Annotated in this window: 18 protein-coding genes; 11 read left to right on the forward strand and 7 right to left on the reverse strand. The window is 59.3% G+C overall.

Features of this window, described 5'->3' with window-relative positions; translation table 11 throughout:
• Nucleotides 1–3: 3 nt before the first annotated feature.
• Together MHY22_RS02850 and MHY22_RS02855 are read left to right on the forward strand one after the other, a co-directional pair.
• Nucleotides 4–945 carry an electron transfer flavoprotein subunit alpha/FixB family protein gene (locus MHY22_RS02850; RefSeq protein ID WP_239277980.1) on the forward strand — a complete coding sequence of 314 codons (942 nt, stop codon included), beginning with the start codon at nt 4–6 and terminating at the stop codon, nt 943–945.
• Nucleotides 945–2,060: a cysteine desulfurase family protein gene (locus tag MHY22_RS02855; RefSeq protein ID WP_239277981.1), complete on the forward strand. Its 1,116-nt coding sequence runs from the start codon at nt 945–947 to the stop codon at nt 2,058–2,060. The genes MHY22_RS02850 and MHY22_RS02855 overlap by 1 nt, the downstream gene beginning before the upstream one ends.
• Here the strand turns inward: MHY22_RS02855 and MHY22_RS02860 are convergent.
• Nucleotides 2,057–3,226 carry an HNH endonuclease signature motif containing protein gene (locus tag MHY22_RS02860; RefSeq protein ID WP_239277982.1) on the reverse strand — a complete coding sequence of 390 codons (1,170 nt, stop codon included), beginning with the start codon at nt 3,224–3,226 and terminating at the stop codon, nt 2,057–2,059. The genes MHY22_RS02855 and MHY22_RS02860 overlap by 4 nt on opposite strands.
• Nucleotides 3,227–3,435: 209 nt before the next feature.
• On the opposite strand from MHY22_RS02860, the gene MHY22_RS02865 reads away from it, so the two are divergent.
• Nucleotides 3,436–4,596 carry a glycoside hydrolase family 25 protein gene (locus MHY22_RS02865; protein ID WP_049378395.1) on the forward strand — a complete coding sequence of 387 codons (1,161 nt, stop codon included), beginning with the start codon at nt 3,436–3,438 and terminating at the stop codon, nt 4,594–4,596.
• Here MHY22_RS02865 and MHY22_RS02870 read toward each other — a convergent pair.
• Nucleotides 4,577–5,413 carry a spermidine synthase gene (locus MHY22_RS02870; RefSeq protein WP_239277983.1) on the reverse strand — a complete coding sequence of 279 codons (837 nt, stop codon included), beginning with the start codon at nt 5,411–5,413 and terminating at the stop codon, nt 4,577–4,579. The genes MHY22_RS02865 and MHY22_RS02870 overlap by 20 nt on opposite strands.
• A gap of 94 nt (nt 5,414–5,507) precedes the next feature.
• Here MHY22_RS02870 and mnmA point away from each other — a divergent pair, with 94 nt between their 5' ends.
• On the forward strand, nt 5,508–6,593 hold the full coding sequence (gene mnmA, locus MHY22_RS02875; protein WP_239277984.1) for a tRNA 2-thiouridine(34) synthase MnmA: 1,086 nt from the start codon (nt 5,508–5,510) through the stop codon (nt 6,591–6,593).
• On the opposite strand, the gene MHY22_RS02880 is transcribed toward mnmA, so the two are convergent.
• The gene (locus tag MHY22_RS02880) at nt 6,586–6,954 is read right to left on the reverse strand and encodes a PH domain-containing protein (RefSeq protein ID WP_086588761.1); all 369 of its coding nucleotides are present in this window, start codon (nt 6,952–6,954) and stop codon (nt 6,586–6,588) included. The two genes, mnmA and MHY22_RS02880, sit on opposite strands and share 8 nt — an antisense overlap.
• Nucleotides 6,955–7,031: 77 nt before the next feature.
• Between MHY22_RS02880 and MHY22_RS02885 the strand changes: the two genes are divergently transcribed.
• Entirely contained in the window at nt 7,032–7,946 is a 915-nt protein-coding gene (locus MHY22_RS02885) for a methionine synthase (protein WP_239277985.1), read from the forward strand.
• Here MHY22_RS02885 and MHY22_RS02890 read toward each other — a convergent pair.
• Together MHY22_RS02890 and MHY22_RS02895 are read right to left on the reverse strand one after the other, a co-directional pair.
• Complete coding sequence (locus MHY22_RS02890; protein ID WP_239277987.1) at nt 7,943–9,064, reverse strand: ATP-binding protein; 1,122 nt, start codon at nt 9,062–9,064, stop codon at nt 7,943–7,945. The genes MHY22_RS02885 and MHY22_RS02890 overlap by 4 nt on opposite strands.
• Nucleotides 9,065–9,133: 69 nt before the next feature.
• The gene (locus MHY22_RS02895; RefSeq protein ID WP_239277988.1) at nt 9,134–9,805 is read right to left on the reverse strand and encodes a 3'-5' exonuclease; all 672 of its coding nucleotides are present in this window, start codon (nt 9,803–9,805) and stop codon (nt 9,134–9,136) included.
• A 45-nt stretch (nt 9,806–9,850) separates the two neighbouring features.
• On the opposite strand from MHY22_RS02895, the gene ligA reads away from it, so the two are divergent.
• The gene (ligA, locus tag MHY22_RS02900) at nt 9,851–11,920 is read left to right on the forward strand and encodes an NAD-dependent DNA ligase LigA (RefSeq protein WP_255717956.1); all 2,070 of its coding nucleotides are present in this window, start codon (nt 9,851–9,853) and stop codon (nt 11,918–11,920) included.
• 10 nt (nt 11,921–11,930) lie between these two features.
• Here the strand turns inward: ligA and MHY22_RS02905 are convergent, their stop codons facing one another.
• The gene (locus MHY22_RS02905; protein WP_239277990.1) at nt 11,931–12,590 is read right to left on the reverse strand and encodes an amino acid-binding ACT domain protein; all 660 of its coding nucleotides are present in this window, start codon (nt 12,588–12,590) and stop codon (nt 11,931–11,933) included.
• Nucleotides 12,591–12,770: 180 nt separating this feature from the next.
• On the opposite strand from MHY22_RS02905, the gene gatC reads away from it, so the two are divergent.
• The 3 genes from gatC to MHY22_RS02920 all read left to right on the forward strand — a co-directional run bounded on the left by gatC (nt 12,771) and on the right by MHY22_RS02920 (nt 15,160).
• The gene (gene gatC / locus MHY22_RS02910; RefSeq protein WP_218840749.1) at nt 12,771–13,091 is read left to right on the forward strand and encodes an Asp-tRNA(Asn)/Glu-tRNA(Gln) amidotransferase subunit GatC; all 321 of its coding nucleotides are present in this window, start codon (nt 12,771–12,773) and stop codon (nt 13,089–13,091) included.
• Nucleotides 13,092–14,579, forward strand: a complete 1,488-nt coding sequence (gene gatA, locus MHY22_RS02915; RefSeq protein ID WP_239277991.1) for an Asp-tRNA(Asn)/Glu-tRNA(Gln) amidotransferase subunit GatA — start codon at nt 13,092–13,094, stop codon at nt 14,577–14,579.
• Nucleotides 14,580–14,665: 86 nt separating this feature from the next.
• A complete protein-coding gene (locus MHY22_RS02920; RefSeq protein ID WP_239277992.1) occupies nt 14,666–15,160 on the forward strand; it encodes an META domain-containing protein in 495 nt (164 codons plus the stop codon).
• 73 nt (nt 15,161–15,233) lie between these two features.
• Here MHY22_RS02920 and MHY22_RS02925 read toward each other — a convergent pair whose 3' ends face one another.
• Nucleotides 15,234–15,557 (reverse strand): hypothetical protein, encoded by a 324-nt coding sequence (locus MHY22_RS02925; protein ID WP_005323344.1) that lies wholly within the window; start codon nt 15,555–15,557, stop codon nt 15,234–15,236.
• A gap of 47 nt (nt 15,558–15,604) precedes the next feature.
• Between MHY22_RS02925 and MHY22_RS02930 the strand changes: the two genes are divergently transcribed.
• Together MHY22_RS02930 and MHY22_RS02935 are read left to right on the forward strand one after the other, a co-directional pair.
• Nucleotides 15,605–16,981, forward strand: coding sequence for an MFS transporter (locus tag MHY22_RS02930; protein ID WP_239277993.1), 1,377 nt, complete (start codon nt 15,605–15,607; stop codon nt 16,979–16,981).
• Nucleotides 16,982–17,005: 24 nt separating this feature from the next.
• Complete coding sequence (locus tag MHY22_RS02935) at nt 17,006–18,037, forward strand: ATP-dependent 6-phosphofructokinase (protein WP_049377154.1); 1,032 nt, start codon at nt 17,006–17,008, stop codon at nt 18,035–18,037.
• The last annotated feature ends 62 nt before the right edge of the window (nt 18,038–18,099 follow it).

The raw sequence follows: 18,099 nt of genomic DNA on the forward strand, positions 1-18,099 counted from the left end.
GATATGTCGCACGTTTACGTACTAGTTGAGCACGACGCGGACAACCTCCTTCCCGTTACCGGCGAGCTGATTACGGCCGCGCGGGAATTGGGTACGGTGTCCGCAGTGGTCGTCGGCAAGCAGACCGATAAGTTCGATGCCGACCTTGCCGCCCTCGGCGCCGCACAGGTAGTTCAGGCAACGGCCGAGGATTATGAACAGCGTTTCCTTACCCCGGAGGTCGATGCCCTGCATGCGCTTGGCGCTGCGAACCCAGCGCCCATCGTGCTGGCCGCAACTCCGGCCAATAACGAGATTGCCGGCCGCCTCGCGGCTCGCCTCGCCTCTGGCGCACTGGTCAATGTCAATGGCATCGCCGCCGATGGCTCCGCCCAGATGAGCATTTTCGGTGGTTCCTATGAGACCACCTCCACCGCCGCTGGTCAGTGCCCGATCTACACCCTTCGCCCGGGTGCGGTTGAGGCTGCGCCACAGCAGGTGGAGGCACAGCCGGCGCCGATGCCGTTGCCGGCCGCCACGGCTAAAGACGTCAAGGTAACTTCCTTTACTCCGGCACAGAAGTCCGCACGACCGGAAATTACCGAGGCCAAGGCAGTCGTCGCCGGCGGCCGTGGCGTGGGCGACGAGTTCGGTGCCGTCGTCGAGCCGCTTGCCGACGCCCTCGGGGCCGCAGTCGGCGCCACCCGCGACGCCGTCGATGAAGGCTTTTATGACGCCGCCTATCAGATCGGCCAGACCGGTGTTACCGTCTCGCCCGGCCTCTACATCGGCTTGGGTATCTCTGGCGCTATCCAACACACCTCTGGCATGCAGACTTCCGGCACCATTGTGGTAGTCAACCAAGACCAGGATGAGCCGTTCTTCCAGATCGCTGATCTCGGCGTCGTGGGCGACCTGCATGAAATCGCACCCGCCCTGACCGAGGAACTGAAGGCGCGCCAGTAATGCCGCACTACTTTGACTATGCCGCTACCCAGCCGATGCGTCAGAGCGCGATTGACGCGTGGGTGGCGGCGGCTGGCTCCCTCAACTCCGGCGCGCAGTATGGTTCTGGCCGCAAGGCTCGGTCCGTGCTGGATGATGCCCGTGAAAAGGTGGCTTCCCTCCTCGGCTGCGAGCCCATCGAGGTCATCTTTACCTCTTCTGGCACCGAGGCGGACAATATCGCCATTCAAGGTCTCTACGCGGCTGGGCAAACAAACCGCATTATTTCTACCGATATTGAGCACCCGGCCGTGCGCGATACCGTCTCTAAGCTGGAGAAAACCGGAGCGGTCGTCGATATCCTTCCCGTCGACCGTTCCGGGCACATTGCAGATCTATCGGCCCTAGACACGCTTGCCGACGTCGCTACCTGCATGTGGGCCAACAACGAGACCGGGGCCATTCAGCCCATCGAAGAGATAGCCACACGTGCGAATGCGACAGGCACACCCGTGCACGTCGACGCGGTCCAAGCCGTGGGCAAAGTCCCCATCAACTTTTCCTCGCTAGGGGTCACCAGCCTCGCCGCCAGTGCCCACAAGTTCGGCGGTCCCCGCGGCATCGGTCTGCTTTTGGCCAAGCGCAGTCCTGCGCCACAGCCGATCGCCTACGGCGGCGGCCAAGAACGGGGCATCCGCCCTGGCACCGTGGACGTGGCGGGCGCTTCCGGTCTAGCTGCGGCGCTGGAGGAATCCGTCTCCGAAATCACCGCCCAGGGCGAGCGAATTGCCGCTCTCCGCAATAAGCTGCGCGCCGGAATCCTCGCCACCATCGATGACGTGGTGGTCAATTCCGCTGAGCCGTGCTTGCCTTCCCACCTGCACGTCTCTTTCCCCGGTGCTGATGGCGATAGCCTCATCATGCTGCTGGATTCATTGCAGATCGAGGCCTCTACCGGCAGTGCTTGCAGCGCTGGCGTAAACCGCATGTCTCATGTCCTCGAGGCAATGGGCGTAAGTGAGGCGGAAGGAATCGGTTCCCTGCGTTTTACTCTCGGTAGGCTTACTTCGGAAGAGGATGTTGACTACGTCTTGGCTCATCTTCCGGAGGTTATTTCACGAGCCCGTTCCGTCTAGTTATCATTCCTTTCTTTCGCCGCAGCTCGCCGGGCGGCGATAGCTTGGCCTACCGTTAGCGCCCAGTTCTTGTTCTTGGGCGCTAGCGGTCCTTGGGGCTCATCGTATTCCCAGCGGCCATCGTCAAAGAGCCATACTATGTCTCCAGTATGCGGATCCATGATGTAGAAGGCACCACCATCGGTTTTGATGTTGTGGTGATGCTGGCAGAGTGATGCCAAGTTGCTCCCCGCCGTTCTTCCTCCCTGTGCATGGTCAATCCGGTGGTCCTTTTGGCAGTTCTCTGCGGGGCGATTACAACCTGGCCAGCGGCACACGCCATCGCGGCCTTCCACGTAGGCGCCAACGAGTGGGGGAGTAACGTAGCTTTCGCTCTCCATCCTTTTTGCAAGGTCCATATCCCGCGTCTGGGTGGGACGCAGACTGTCAGCGGTCTCAGGGCTTACCCATCCGAATCCCCGGATAAATGCGGGAGCAGCCTCCTGGTCGAGGGCTCGGTACATATGAAGAACCACTTTTGCCCGCGACTCAATTTCGCCCAGAATCAACTTGGCTAGGGCTTCAGCTTTCGTGAGGTTATGCTCTTCGGCTGCCTTACTAACGTGTTCATCGATGGCTAGCATGGTAGCTTCATCGAACTCCACTGCTAGCCCAGCCTTCCCGCCGAAACTGTGGTAGGTGAAATAGGAGTCGTTCCCTGCATCAGGCTCCTTATCTTCATTGGGGTGTGGGTCCTCCACAGCGATGAGGCCATTTAGCTTTCGCCGCAAATTGGTATTCGAAGGCAGTACCTGGCCGGGCTTCGTGGGGGTCAGGTAACGCGCAAGCTCTTGGTCTATCCGCTCGAGAATTTCGGTCGGGATGTCGCCCAGCTTGCTAAGCACGGCGTCGATAGTAATAAGACGAGAGAAATCCAGGAAGTAATAGGTTTCCTGGAGCGCCTTTGTCAGTGGTAGCTCTGCGAGTCGATAAAGGGCCATTGTTATGTCTCGCGTGCGCCGCTCGCTTAAGCCCGTGCGGGTGGAAAGTGTGTGGCAAGATATGTCGAAATCTTCTTCTAGGTCTGGCTTCACCTCATTCCAGAATAGGTAATCTTGTTTTCTGATTTCTGTGGCTTTAACTGCAAGCGGATCGTTGGGGTCATTGACTATGTAGTAGGCGTCCAAGATGAAATCCCCCGATTTGTAGAACATGTGTACTTAACTTCATGGTGAATATTTTAAGGCGTGCCCTGCCCCTTTGCAAGGGGTGTGGGCAAAGATATGTTCTAAAAGGATGTATTCCAAGAGGGGGTGAAATGGAGGTAAAGAAAATTATTTCAAGTGGCGCGTGTTAAAGATGTGACAGGAGTGAAGGCGTTGCTAGACTCACGCGCATGACATCAAAGAAGGCACTCCGAAAGAGCATTACTGCGGTGGTCACCGTGGCTGCGCTAGCCGTAAGTGGTACCGCCGTCGCCCAGGCGGTGAGCCTCGGTGCACCTAAGGGCATTGACGTTGCAGCGCACCAGCATCCAGGCGGTACACCTATCGATTGGTCAAAGGTGCGTACCGACGGTCAGTCCTTTGCATTCGTGAAGGCTACCGAGGGCGGTGATTGGGTAAACCCCCACTATGTAGAGGATATTCAGGCGGCTAATGCTGCTGGACTCAAGACCGGTGCATACCACTACGCACGTCCGGCTGGCGACGCCAAGACTCAGGCGGCCAATTTTGCCGCGCAGATCGCCCTAGCCCCGGATCAGACATTGCCTCCTGCACTTGATATCGAGGTGGCGGAAGGAAAGTCTGCGGCACAGCTGGAGCAGTGGATTGAAGAATTTACTAGCGAGCTCAAGCGTCTTACCGGTCGCACGCCCATGATCTACACCTACAAGTACTTCTGGATGGGGCAGATGAATAACTCCCAGAAGTTCTCGGATATGCCACTGTGGCTCGCGGCCTACCAAGATCAAGCGCCCGATGCCGTAGGCGGTTGGAACAAGCTATCCTTCTGGCAGCGCTCTGGCTCCGGCAAGGTGGCAGGCATTCCTACCGACGTCGACATGAACCTGTTTAATGGTTCGAAGCAGCAGCTGCAGTCTTTCAGTGACGGCAACTACGTAGACGTGGGCGGCGCGCTAGAGCAGCTGGTTGTGAGCGATGGGCTTGATTTGAGCTCCGATAGTACGCCGCTCATCGGTGCTATTTTGGCCTTGGCGGCGGGGCTGATTGCGATTCCGCAGCTTGCCGACGCCGCCGAAAAGTCCGGCCTCGATCCCCAAGCGGCGGAGGGCTTGGCTGGCTTCGTAAAGACCCTGCAAGACAAGGACGCCCTTCCAGTGGAGGACCTGGGCGATATGGCCAAGGGCAACTTCTCCGTCAGCGACCTAGCTATCCTGCTGGACAATGCCGGTCACGTGAACAACGTTAAGTCAGGCAACGTCTCCGAGTCGGAGGTATCGGAAGCTAAGAATGCCGCCAAGAACGCGGGCGCTGACGTACCCGATTTTGACGCGGGACAAGTAGCTACGCTGCTTAATCGCGTACTGCAGTAGCACCGGTGAAAAACGCGCGGGTCCAGGCCTCGTCTTTGTAATGGGCGGGCACGGCCCCGCCTAAGAGTGCCTTTGCCAGCTGGGCGGCTTCGACGGAGCCCTCGGCTGGCATTTCTTTATCCGAAGCCACCAAAATGATGTTCCCGTAGCGCCGACCCTTGAGCATCGGTGGGTCTGCGATGACGGCGAGGTGATCAAATACTTGATCTAGTCCCGCCAGTTCGCTCTTCGCCAGCTGTAGATCGGAATGGTCTCCGCAGTTGGCTACGTAGAGGCCACCCGCCGCAAGCGATTGCTTTGCCGCCTTAAAGAACTCCACAGTGGTGAGGTTGGCTGGTGTCTTGTCGCCAGCAAAGACATCGCGGATGATGATGTCGCGGCTGGACGGCAGGAACCCCTCGGTTTCTTTGCGTGCTTCGCCGGCGCGGATTTTGACGGTGGGGGAACGAGGGACGTCGAAAAGCGTACGCACCAATTCGCCCAGCTTGGCGTCCAGCTCCACCACTGTGTGGCGGCTGCCCGGAAGCTTGCTTGCGAAGTAGCGAGGAAGGGAGCAGCCCGCGCCGCCTAGGTGGGTGACGCGGAGCTTATTCGCGGGCCGAGAATTGAGGTGCTCAACCGCCGCCGCAATCCAGCGCATGTACTCAAACTCCAGCTCTTCTGGCTCACCGAGCACAATGTGGCTGCTCGGCACGCCATTAACGTTGAGAATATAGGCGCGGTCGCGAAACTCATCCGGTACAACCTCGGCCGTGCCGGTAGAAATATCGTAGGTGCCGGTAATTCCCGGATCGGTGGAAGCTCGCTTTCTGCCCATGTCACACAAGCTTAGGGAATGGATTCGATTTAAACCGCGTTGGGGCTAGGGAGTAGACTTTCGGGCCTGTAGTCAAGGTGAAATGGGGAGCACAATGCGAGTATTGGTTGCCATGTCCGGCGGCGTGGACTCATCGGTTGCCGCCGCCCGTGCAGTAGAAGCCGGCCACGAGGTGATTGGCGTTCACCTCGCCCTGCACAAAGACGCGCAGCAGACCAGGGAAAAAGCCCGCGGATGCTGCTCATTGGAGGATTCGGCCGACGCCCGTCGTATCTGCGATAAGCTGGGCATTCCTTTTTATGTCTGGGACTTTTCGGAAGAATTCAAAGAAGAGGTCATCACAGACTTCGTGGATTCCTACGCCCGCGGCGAGACCCCCAATCCCTGCCTGCGTTGCAACGAGAAGATTAAGTTCCGGGCGTTGCTGCAAAAGGGCATGGCGCTTGGCTTCGATGCGGTTGCGACGGGCCACTACGCCACCATCGATGAGGACGGCTATATGCGCCGGTCCTTGGACGAGAATAAGGATCAGTCTTATGTGCTCGGCGTGATTTCTGCCGAAGAGTTGGAGCATTGCTTTTTCCCCATCGGCGACACCCCCAAGCCGCAGATCCGCGAAGAGGCTGCGGCGCATGGCTTTTCCACCGCGAAGAAGCCGGATTCCTATGACATCTGCTTTATTCCAGACGGCAATACGCAGGCCTTTTTGGGTGCCCGCATTGGGCTGCGCCCCGGCATGATCGTGGATCAAGAGGGTACGGAGCTCAAGGAGCACGATGGCGCGTGGAACTACACCATCGGCCAGCGCAAGGGCCTGGACATTAAGGCGCCGGCTGCCGACGGCCGCCCCCGCTACGTCACCGATATTGATGCTGCTACCGGCACGGTTACCGTCGGCGCCCGCGAGGACTTGGCCGTAACCTCGATTCAGGCCGATCGCCTGAAGTACCTCCACCCAGGCATGGATGGGGATTTCGAGTGCGAGGTTCAGGTGCGCGCACACGGCTCCGTGGTGCCATGTACCGCCCACGTTGACCGCGAGGCGGACGAAATGCACCTCGAACTCAAGGAGCCGCTATCTGGTGTCGCCCGCGGCCAAGCGGCGGTGCTGTACTTTCCTTCGCCGGATGAGCTGGGAGACATCGTCATCGGCTCCGGCACCATCTGTGGAACTAATTAAGCACGCAGTTGGCAATGAGCCGGTCTAGCGCTCGGACATCGATATTGGGGCCAATGTTGATTTTGAATTCGCCAGCCCTAGTCCACAGCTGCAGCTCAGCATTGAAGTCAAGGAGCTTTCCCGCGTTTTCCGTGGACCACATGTTAATGGAGGAATAGGGCAGGGAGTACATCTCTACCTTTTTGCCTGTAAGGCCTTGCGCGTCGCGGATGATGAGGCGCCTATTGGTAAATACGGCGGCATCGCGGACTGTCTTGAAAGCGCAGACGGGATATTCCTGTTCGGCCAAAACAGTGGAAATGTCCTGGGGAATTTCGCACTCGTTGTAGAAGGTCCAGCCGGAGTATTTTTCCACGCCCATAGTAAGGTTCCTTTCGAAGTGATACGTCGCGTATCGGATAGATAATTCTGAGAAATAATACTAGCGCCGAGGTGAATATGGACGCTTTTGGCTTAGGCCCTATGCCGGGATACTCCATGAGTGAAGCGGCAGACATCGTGATGGGGGAGACGGGTGGTCTCCCGCACCTTCCGCAGTTACCGGACCGCGGGATTTATGCTGGGGCCATTGGGCGCACTGCGGGCTTGTTGGAAGCTGTCTCCATTGACCGCGGACCGCGCTCATGGGTGCTCAGTGATCGGCCGCAGCTCATTTCGCACCGGGTTGTCGACCAGATGAGCCGGGACCTGGACGAGATTCAGGAGGTGTGGGGCGAGTCAGTTCCCCGTATCAAGGTCCAAGCGGTAGGCCCGTGGAGTTTGGCGGCCGCTGTGGAGCTAGGAAACGGGCACCGCGCGATTACTGATTTGGGTGCTTTCCGGGACCTGTGTGGTGCACTATTGGCCGGAATTCAGGAACACAAGGCACAGGTGGCGCAGCGTTTTGGGGCCGAGGTTCTTGTGCAGCTGGACGAGCCCCTGCTTGCCGACGTCCTTTCGGGCGCCCTTCCAGGCACCACCGACTTTGATACGATCAGGGCTTTTCCCGCAGACCAGGTCAATGCGACACTGGCGGAGTTTGGCGCGGACTACCTTCGGCTTCGCGAGCCATTATGGGAAGTGGCGGCGAAGACGGTGCTGCTCGATTTTGCTGGTCTAGCCTCGCCCGAGCATCTCGATGACTTGGGGCAGTGGATTGATGGCGGCGCTCGCGTCGGATTGGGCGTGGCAGGGCACGATGCTCGCACGGAGGCTATTTCTATTGCACAGCACTTCGACCGCATGGGCCTGTCGCGGGAGCGAATTCCAGAACAGGTTGATATCTTCCCGTGGCCGGTGGAAAAGGCCGCGCCCAGCTATTCTTTTGCCGCTGAGGTGGCGGGCATCCTCATTCGCGACGCCGGCGATCTTTAATCGACGCGCCCGCGGCTATCCGTGGTGGTGAAGTATTCGCCCATATAGGGAATGACATAGCACAGCTTGCCGTGTGCGGTGGGTTCGATGAGGTCGGCGTCGATAAGCCGCTGGCGGGTGGCCGACAGTGAGCGCACCGTGCGGTCCATGTGGCCCGCGATGTCTGCGATGGTGGCGATGCCATCGACTTCGACTGCGGCCATCGCTTCCAGGAACTCCCGCTGCGCCGGCGGCAGGGCTAGCGTCGCAGGCTGGTGCACCTGCGCGCCCATGATCGATATTGCATCTGGGGCGATAGAGGCGATTGTCTGCTGGGAAATGCCGCCTTCTTGGTTGCGGCGACTGCGCTCCCACGCCAGTGAGCCGACCAATTGCACGAGGTAGGGGTAGCCGCGGGTGAGCGCGGCGGCGTCCGTAATCGCTTCGTGGCTAAACTCCAGCCCCGACCCCGAGGCCGTGTGCTCTAGGGCCTGCTCCGCATTGGCCGGCGACAAGGGGCCGAGCACGAATTTCTGGGCCCGGCGCAGGAAGGTTACCCCGGGCAGGTCCAGCAAGTGGTTGACCCCCTGCGGCAGGCCAGCGGCCACCAAGGCGATATCGATTTCATCGCGCACCAAGTCTTGGTAGGCCACGGCGATGGTGGTGAGGTCTTCGACGTCGGCGTCTTGAACCTCGTCGATGGTGAGGAGGATGCCGGTGCCTTTCAGCTTGGAGGAAAGCTCGCGTAGGCGAGTATTCAACGTGGGGGTGAAGCGGGCTTCATTCTGGTGGTCGAAACCGATCGATCCTACGCCGCCGATGCCGATGCGGCTGACCTTCTTCTTATCGCTGGGCGAAAGCCGCTCGAGAAGCCTCGGAATCGTGGTGTTGACCAGTTCCTCCACCATGGTGGAGCGCCCGGAGGCGCGTAGCGTTACCCAACCGCGCGCTTCAGCAATATCTTCCAACTCGTTGATAAGGACCGTTTTGCCGATGCCCCTAGCGCCGCTTAGCACCATGGAACGGGAGGCATTACCTGCTGAACCATCGAGGGCAGTGCGGAAACTATCGAGCACGACGCCGCGGCCGACCCAGAACAGGGGAGGGGCGCCGAATGTCGGGCGGAATGGGTTGTCCATGCGGCTAGTGTAACCCGTTTTGTCGGAGATTTGGGAGACTTTCGGTTCGAAGTGGAGATTTGGGAGACTTTATCCGATCAGCGGCCACGCCGTCGAGACATCCGAGGCATCGCGGCCCTTGCCTTCCAGGTACTTTTTGAAGGCGACGCGGTCCTCGTACCACTTGACGGCTTGGAACTCCATGAGCTCGTTTTCCTCCATCTGCGCCAGGTTGGGGTAGTGCTGGCGAACCTGCTTCCAAGCCACGCGGGCGGCTGCGAGGGCGTCGGCAGTAGCTTCGTGAGCATTGCCAAGCTCAACGCCATAGTGCTCGCACACAGCACCGAGGGTGCGCTTGCCCTTGCGCCACTTATCGCTGACACGGTCAATCACGTAGGGGTCATAGACCGGGCCGGTCACCGTAAAATCGCCGGTCAGGCTGCGCAATACGGTGAGATCAAATGCTGCGTTGTAGACGATCAGCGTCAGGCCATCCTCCCATGCAGTCTTGATTGCCTCGACCGTATCTTTCAGTACCTCTTCGTGAGGGCGGCCCTCTGCGCGGGCCTTTTCCGTGGTGATTCCATGGACATTGGTCGCTTCCTGTGGAATTTCGATTCCGGGATCGGCTAGGTGCTCAATTTTTTGCACATCGCGGCCGTCAATGCGGACTAGGGCAGAGGTAACAATGCAGGCTTGTTTAGGGTTGGCCGAGGTGGTCTCAAGGTCGAAGGCGAGCATGCGGGAGGCGTCGAAGTTCATGATTCATACCTTAGTAGCTAGCCCCGACACGAGGGATAGCTACACTTGTGCAGCGTGACTAATCCAGTTGATCTGCACCGTGAATGGAATGACCTCGCGCAGGAAGTGCGCCGCCACCGCAATCTGTACTACAACGGTGAGCCGGCTATTCCCGACGCCGACTTTGATGCACTCTTTCAGCGCCTTCTTGCGCTAGAAGAAGAGCACCCAGAGCTTGCCGTGCCTGATTCGCCCACCCAGCAGGTAGGCGCCGCTCCGAGCGGCGGCGAAGATATTGAGCACCTTGAGCGCATGATGAGCTTGGACAATGTTTTTAGCGCTGGCGAGATGCAGGATTGGTTGGATAGAACTCCGGCACAAACTTATCTCACTGAGCTGAAGATTGATGGTTTGTCTATCGATTTGGTTTATCGTGATGGGCGTTTGACCACCGCTGCGACTCGTGGCGACGGCACGGTGGGCGAGGAGATCACTGCCAATGCACGCGTAATCGAGGATATTCCGCACGAGCTGACGGGGACTGATGAATACCCAGTTCCGGAGCTTATCGAGATCCGTGGCGAGGTATATATGTGCCCCGAGGACTTCGAGGAGATCAATGAGGAACGCGTGGCTGAGGGCAAGGATAAATTTGCTAATCCGCGCAATGCCGCGGCCGGTGGACTTCGCATGAAGGATCCCGCCGAGGTGAAAAAACGCCGCCTGAAAATGGTGTGCCACGGCTTGGGTGCGCGCGAGGGATTCTCGCCCAGCTCACAGCACGATGCCTATAAGGCGATTGCGGCTTGGGGGCTACCCGTTTCCCCGTATACCAAGCAGGTGCACTCGGCCAAAGAGGTTCAGGAAGAGGTGGCGCATTGGGCAGAACACCGCCACGACGCCATCTTTGAAATGGACGGACTCGTGGTCAAGGTGGATGATTTGGCTTCGCAGCGCGCACTTGGTTCGACTTCCCGCGCGCCGCGCTGGGCCATTGCCTATAAGTATCCGCCGGAAGAAGTGACCACGAAACTCAAGAATATTGAGGTGGGGGTAGGGCGTACCGGGCGAGTGACGCCCTTCGCCATTATGGAGCCGGTCTTTGTCTCCGGTTCCACGGTGTCCATGGCAACCCTGCACAACCAATCCGAGGTCAAGCGCAAGGGCGTGCTCATCGGGGATACCGTCATTATCCGCAAGGCGGGCGAAATTATTCCGGAGGTCCTTGGGCCGGTGCGCGAGCAGCGCGATGGTAGCGAGTATGAGTGGACCTTCCCAGAGAACTGTCCCGCGTGTGGTACGAAATTGGCCCCGCAGAAGGACGGCGACGCCGATTGGCGTTGCCCCAATACACAGTCCTGTCCGGCGCAGCTCTCGGCACGCCTGGAGTATCTGGCTTCCCGCAAGGCGTTGGATATTGAGGCTTTGGGCGAGAAGGGTGCGATGGATCTGATCGACAACGGCATTCTCGTTGATGAGTCGGAGCTTTTTGAGCTCACCGCGGAAAAGCTATTGGCCTCAGATGTCTATACCGCAAAGAAGGACACCAAAGACAAGCGCTCTAAGAAGGAGGGCAATGTCAAGGTCAATACGGCAGGCCAGAACTTGCTAAACAACCTAGAGGAGGTAAAGGGACGCGGCTTCTGGCGCGTCTTGGTCTCGCTGTCTATACGTCACGTGGGCCCGATTGCGGCTCGGGCGCTTGCTTCCCGCTATGGATCCATGGACAAGCTGCGCGCTGCGAAGACGGAGGAGCTTGCAGAGGTCGATGGCGTCGGCATGACCATCGCGCAATCCTTCCACGATTGGTTTGAGGTGGATTGGCACCGCACGATTGTGGACAAATGGGCTGCTGCGGGCGTGGCCATGGAGGTAGCGGCCGAGGATCACAAGGAGCAGACCCTCGAGGGTTTGACCATTGTGGTTACCGGCAGCTTGGAGAACTTCACCAGGGATTCCGCGAAAGAAGCTATTGTCTCGCGCGGCGGCAAGGCCACCGGTTCGGTGTCGAAGAAAACCTCGTACCTAGTTGCCGGCGAAAAGGCTGGCTCGAAGGAGGATAAGGCTCGCGAGCTGGACATCCCAATTCTCAACGAGGCGCAATTCCAGCAACTACTCGAAACCGGCGAAGTCTAATTCGCTTCAGTTACTTCAGGAAGCTGCCCAAGATAGTGCCGATGTGGCCCAAGTGCTCGACCTCGGAGGCGAGGTAGTCAGGGCCGCCGGTGCGGCCCATGGCGATAACTAGGCCGGTATCGCCCAATGGGGCAGCGGCCAGGGCGGAATCGAGAAGCGACCAACTTTCCGGAATCCATGCATCGCGCTCGGGGCTGAGCACGCGCGCGCTTTCAACCTCGATATCGTGCGGCACGGTTCCATCATCTTCGGGGGCGGCGTTGGAGGATGCAACTCGGTGGATGGGCTCGTTATTATCGATGACGATTGCCCATGTCGAGGTCAGCGCCCTTGGGATCGCAGCAACTACTTCTTCCATGGCCGCAGTGACATTGGTGGCATTAGCTACACGCGCGAGCAGCTCAATCTGGCCGCGGCGGTCTACTCGGCCGCTAAACGGGCGGATGGAGTCAATTTCCACGCCGTCGACGGAGGAGGCGGCGGTGATGAGGACATCGGCCATGGCGCCTTGGGGCAGCTCGATGACAATGTCATCCATAACGGTGCCGTCGGGGAAGTTTTCTACGATATCGACCGATTGGATATTGCCGTCGACGAGTCCAAAGGCGTCGGCAAGCTGGCCCAGGCTGCCAGGGGCATCGGGGAGCAGTACACGGATCAAAAAGGACAAGGTCTCGCACGCTTTCGGTAGTTTGTAGTCCCAGACATGATACGTGCGTCACAATGCGGGCTTCAAGCAACGCAAATTTGGGGTGACGCGGCAGCCGTCGCGGTAGGTGCAGTACCATGGGTCGTTAGCAATTCACATAGTACATGCATCGTGTGAATATTTTTCACCCGTATGTCGATTATGCAGATAAAGGATGGAGTTCGCGTGTCTGAGATTTCGCGTGATGAGGTAGCCCACCTCGCCAAGCTTTCCCGCCTGGCCCTCAGCGAGGAAGAGCTAGCCCAGTTTGCAACGCAGATTGATGAAATTGTTGATTCCGTTTCCGCGGTAGGAAACGTGGATACCGAGGGTGTGGAGCCGATGAGTCACCCGCACTCCGTGGACGCCCCGATGCGCGAGGACGTTATTGTGCGCACCCTTACTGCAGAACAGGCTTTGGATCAGGCGCCGGCCGTAGAGGATGAGCGCTTCGTCGTGCCACAGATTTTGGGAGGAGAATAAATGTCTAACCTGACCGTTCCTGCGGAGGGATTGACCTCCCTGACCGCCGCCGAGTTGGCGGAAAAGATTCACTCCCGCGAAATTACCTCCCGCGAGGTTACTCAGGCCTTCCTGGATCGCATCGCAGAGACCAATGAGGAGCTTAATTCCTTCCTGCACGTGGGGGCGGAAGAAGCCCTCGCGGCTGCCGACGCCGTGGATAAGGCCCTCGATGCCGGCGAAGAGCCAGCTTCTGGTCTGGCAGGCGTGCCCCTGGCGCTGAAAGATTTGCTCGTTACCACCGATGCGCCGACCACCGCAGCCTCCAAGATGCTGGAAGGCTACGTTTCTCCCTACGACGCCACCGTGACCAAGCGTCTGCGCGAGGCCGGAATTCCCATCCTGGGCAAGACCAACCTGGATGAGTTTGCCATGGGTTCTTCCAATGAGAACTCCGCCTATGGCCCAGCTCATAACCCTTACGACACCGAGCGCACCCCGGGCGGCTCGGGCGGCGGTACCGCCGCTGCACTCGCTTCCGGCCAGGCACCGCTGGGTATTGGTACCGATACCGGTGGCTCCATCCGCCAGCCGGCCGCGCTGACCAATACTGTGGGTGTAAAGCCAACCTACGGCACCGTGTCCCGCTACGGCCTTATTGCTGCTGCATCTTCCCTGGATCAGGCCGGCCCCTGTGGCCGCACCGTTCTGGATACCGCGTTGCTGCACGAGGTCATCGCGGGCCACGATGCCTTCGATGCGACCTCCGTGGATAAGCCGGTTGCACCGGTTGTCGCCGCCGCCCGCGAAGGTGCCAAGGGCGACCTCTCTGGTGTCAAGGTGGGCCTTATTAAGCAGTTTGAGCGCGATGGCTGGCAGGAGGGCGTAATGGAGAATTACCACGCCGCCGTCGATCAGCTGCGCGAGCAGGGTGCCGAAATTGTTGAGGTTGATTGCCCGCACTTCGATGACGCACTGGCGGCGTACTACCTGATTATGCCGTGTGAGGTTTCGTCGAACCTGGCACGATTCGATGGCATGCGTTATGGCCTGCGTGCGGGAGATGACGGCTCCCACTCCGCGGAGCAGGTCATGTCCCAGTCTCGTGCGGAGGGCTTTGGCCCCGAGGTAAAGCGCCGCATCATGCTGGGAACCTATGCGCTGTCCGTGGGCTACTACGATGCCTATTACCTGCAGGCGCAGCGCGTGCGTACCCTCATTGCGCAGGACTTTGCCCGTGCCTTCGAGCGGGTTGACGTGCTCGTTTCCCCGACTACCCCGACCACCGCATTTAAGCTGGGGGAGAAGGCCGAGGATCCGATGGCAATGTACAACTTTGACCTGTGCACCCTGCCGCTGAACCTGGCCGGCCTGTGCGGCATGTCTGTGCCGTCCGGTTTGGCTAGCGATACCAACCTGCCGACTGGCCTGCAGATCATGGCGCCGGCTTTTGAGGATGATCGCCTCTATAAGGTGGGCGCTGCCTATGAGGCTGGCCGCGATAAGTAAATTGCCGCCTGTGGAGTCCCTGACGATTCCATAAGGGTTTCTTTACCCCCGTTGAATTTATATCCGGCGGGGGTAAATTATTGGGTATGCATTTCAAGAAGACCGCACTATTTTCGCTGTCCGCCGCTGCGCTGATAGGCGCTGGAGTTGCTAACGCTGCGCAGGTCCCCGACATCGATCCAGGGTTTAGCATGACCGCGCCGACTCAGACCGACCTGATTTCTCAGCTGCCGGAGGGCGCGGAGAAGCTGGAGCCTCAAATTGAAGGCCAGACCATCACCGGTGAGCTCCACTCCGTTAAGGAAGACGGTAAGCTGAGCGTCTCCTTTGCTAAGGACCGCACCTTGGTGGTCAATGATGGCTGCAATACCTACACCACCACCTACGAGGTGGCCAAGGATGGCACCATCAGCGTGGGCGAGTTCAATTCCACCCGCGCGGCCTGCGACGAGCATACGCAGCAGCTTTCCGACGCCCTCCGTGGCCTCCTCGAATCCAACCCCTCCTTCTATAACCTCCCCGGCGGCACCGTTGCCTTGGGTAGCGAGAATGCTGCTGTTGAGTTCACGGTGGCCAAGTAGAAAATAGCGACACGCAGGATAGAAGTATGCGCACCATGTCTAGGGACGTGGTGCGCATTTGTGTGGGTGGGGACTATTTGGCGTCGGAAAGCGCATAAGCCGCGCCCGCCGAAGCCGCGGTGACGCTGAGTACTGCCGGCCACGCTCCGATCTTCTTGGCCAGCGGGTGGGAGGCGCCGAATGCACCCACGTAGAGCGCGCACAGGCCAGCGGTGGTAGCCGGGGTGGTTTTCTTGGCCCAAGAGCGACCCGCCCATACACCGGCAGCGGCGAGGATCACGCCACCCAGCGGGCGAATGCCGGTCTCGCGGGCCGTGACCCAGCCACCGATGAGGCCGAGGGTGACAGTGGTGGCGGTAGAAACGTCTTGGGGCTTTTTAATATCGATCATGGACATGCAGCCAGTCTAGGTCGACATTTCTCGGCCCGCTAGACTCTAAGGCCATGACCGTGGAGACGCATCTGCCGCCCGAGCGCCAAGCATGGCGCGCCATGTTTGCATTGTCCCTCGGATTCTTTGTGTCCCTGCTGGACCAATCCATGGTGGCGGTGGCGCTGCCTGATCTGCAACGTGAGCTGAACGCAGGGGTAAACCACACCATGTGGGTATCCGCGGCCTATTTGTTGGCTGTGGTGGTGCCGCTGCTTTTTGCCGGCCGCTTGGGCGATGTTTTAGGCCAGCGCCGGATGTTCTGTTTGGGCGTGGGCGTTTTCGGGCTGGGTGCGGTGGTGTGTGCCGTGGCGCCCACTGTGGAAGTACTCATTGCGGCGCGTGCCGTGCAAGGCGTGGGTGCGTCCCTCCAGATGCCACAGACCATGTCCGTTATCAATCGCATCTTCGCTCGTGAGCGGCGTGGGCGCGCACTGGGCGTATGGGGTGTGATCGGCTCTGTAGCGGCACTTGCCGGTCCACTCGCCGGCGGGTTCCTTGTGGGGCACTTTGGGTGGCAAGCCGCCTTTTGGGCACACGTTCCCTTCGTGGTCCTAGCCATTGTCTTCGCGCTGCTGTGGGTGCCTGAGTTACCCACGACCGCGCAGTCTATCGATGCGCCCTCGGCCATCGTTTCGCTCATCGCCTTGGCAGCAATCGTCTTTGGCATTCAGCAGGGCCCGGTGCTTGGCTGGGGTTGGACCATCTGGTTGATCCTGCTCGCTGGAGTTGCCGCTAGCGTCTGGTTTATTCGATTGCAGGCAACCGCCCAGGCCCGCGGGTCGAGTCCGCTGGTGCCGCTGGCGTTATTTAGTGACCGCAATTACCTGGCGGGCTCAGTAGGCATCATCGCAATGGGGTTTATGGCTGCTGCGGTGATGCTCCCCATCATGTTATGGCTGCAGACCATGCAGGGAGTGCCTGCGGGCGAAGCCGGCATCATCGTGGCTCCTATGGCGCTGGTGTCTCTCCTGATATCTCCGCTGGCTGGAATCATGGCGGATCACGTCAATCCACGGATTCTTGGGGTAATGGGATTTTCGATCCTTATATTCTCGCTCCTTGCGGCATGGTGGGTCATGCAGGTCGACGCCCTTCCGTGGGTACTCGGGCTGCCTATTGCCAGCCTAGGTGTGGGGCAGTCGTTCATTTGGGGTTCCAACGCAGCCACCACCTTGCGCGATATCTCACCGGAACTTATGGGCGCTGCCTCCGGTGTGTACAACACCTCCCGCCAGGTGGGATCCGTGGTGGGAGTTGCCCTGGTATCCGCAGTTATGCAAACGGGTAGCCCAGAGGCGGCAATTATTAATTCGCTGCTCGTCATCGTGGCTGCGCTGGTGGTGGGCCTGGTTTCTGCCCTAGGTTTTAGGGACACTCTGCAGGCCTAAAAATCGCGCGCTAGATTGGTAGGTATGCGTCTAGGTGTTTTAACGTCCGGCGGCGATTGCCCCGGCCTCAATGCTGTAATCCGTGCGGTAGTGCGTACCGCGTCCAATGAATTTGGAGATACCGTTGTAGGTTATGAAGACGGCTGGGTGGGCCTGATGGAAGACCGCCGCCGCGATCTTTATGACGATGCGGAAATCGACCGTATTCTGTTGCGCGGCGGCACCATCCTGGGCACCGGTCGCCTGCATCCGGATAAGTTCAAGGCCGGCCTTGACCAGATTAAGTCCAACATGGCGGATGCCGGGGTAGATGCTCTAGTCGCCATCGGTGGTGAAGGTACCCTCAAGGGTGCAAAGTGGCTTTCTGATAACGGCGTGCCGATAGTGGGCGTGCCGAAGACCATTGATAATGACGTCAATGCCACCGACTACACGTTTGGTTTCGATACTGCGGTTTCTGTGGCCACCGATGCTATCGACCGTCTGCACACCACTGCGGAGTCCCATAATCGCATCCTGATCGTGGAGGTTATGGGCCGCCACGTGGGATGGATTGCCCTGCATGCGGGCATGGCCGGCGGTGCGCACTACACCGTGGTACCGGAAGAGCCTTTCGATATCGCGGAGATTACGAAGGCGATGGAACGCCGCTTCCAGATGGGGGAGAAGTACGGCATTATCTGTGTGGCAGAAGGCGCCCTCCCAAAGGAAGGGACGATGGACTTCGAGGCCGGCGGCGTCGATCAGTTCGGTCACCAGACCTTTAACGGCATCGGCCAGGTAATCGGCGATGAAATCAAGGCACGCACCGGGTATGACGTGCGTACGACCGTGCTGGGGCATATCCAGCGCGGCGGCACGCCGACGGCCTATGACCGCGTCCTTGCAACTCGTTACGGTGTACATGCAGCCCGTGCTATTCACGAGGGCAAATCCGGCATGTGTGTTGCCCTGCATGGTGAAAATATTGACCTAGTTCCACTCGAAGATGCCGTGGGCCAATTGAAGACGGTACCGGAATCGCGTTACCGCAACGCCCAGGCGCTCTTTGGCTAGAGGCATTCCGCGTTCCGAATACTAAGATAGCGCTCCCACTGGGTGGGAGCGTATTCTTTTGT

The sequence above is a fragment of the Corynebacterium sp. ACRPO genome, from assembly GCF_022347205.1.
Taxonomy (GTDB): Bacteria; Actinomycetota; Actinomycetes; order Mycobacteriales; family Mycobacteriaceae; genus Corynebacterium.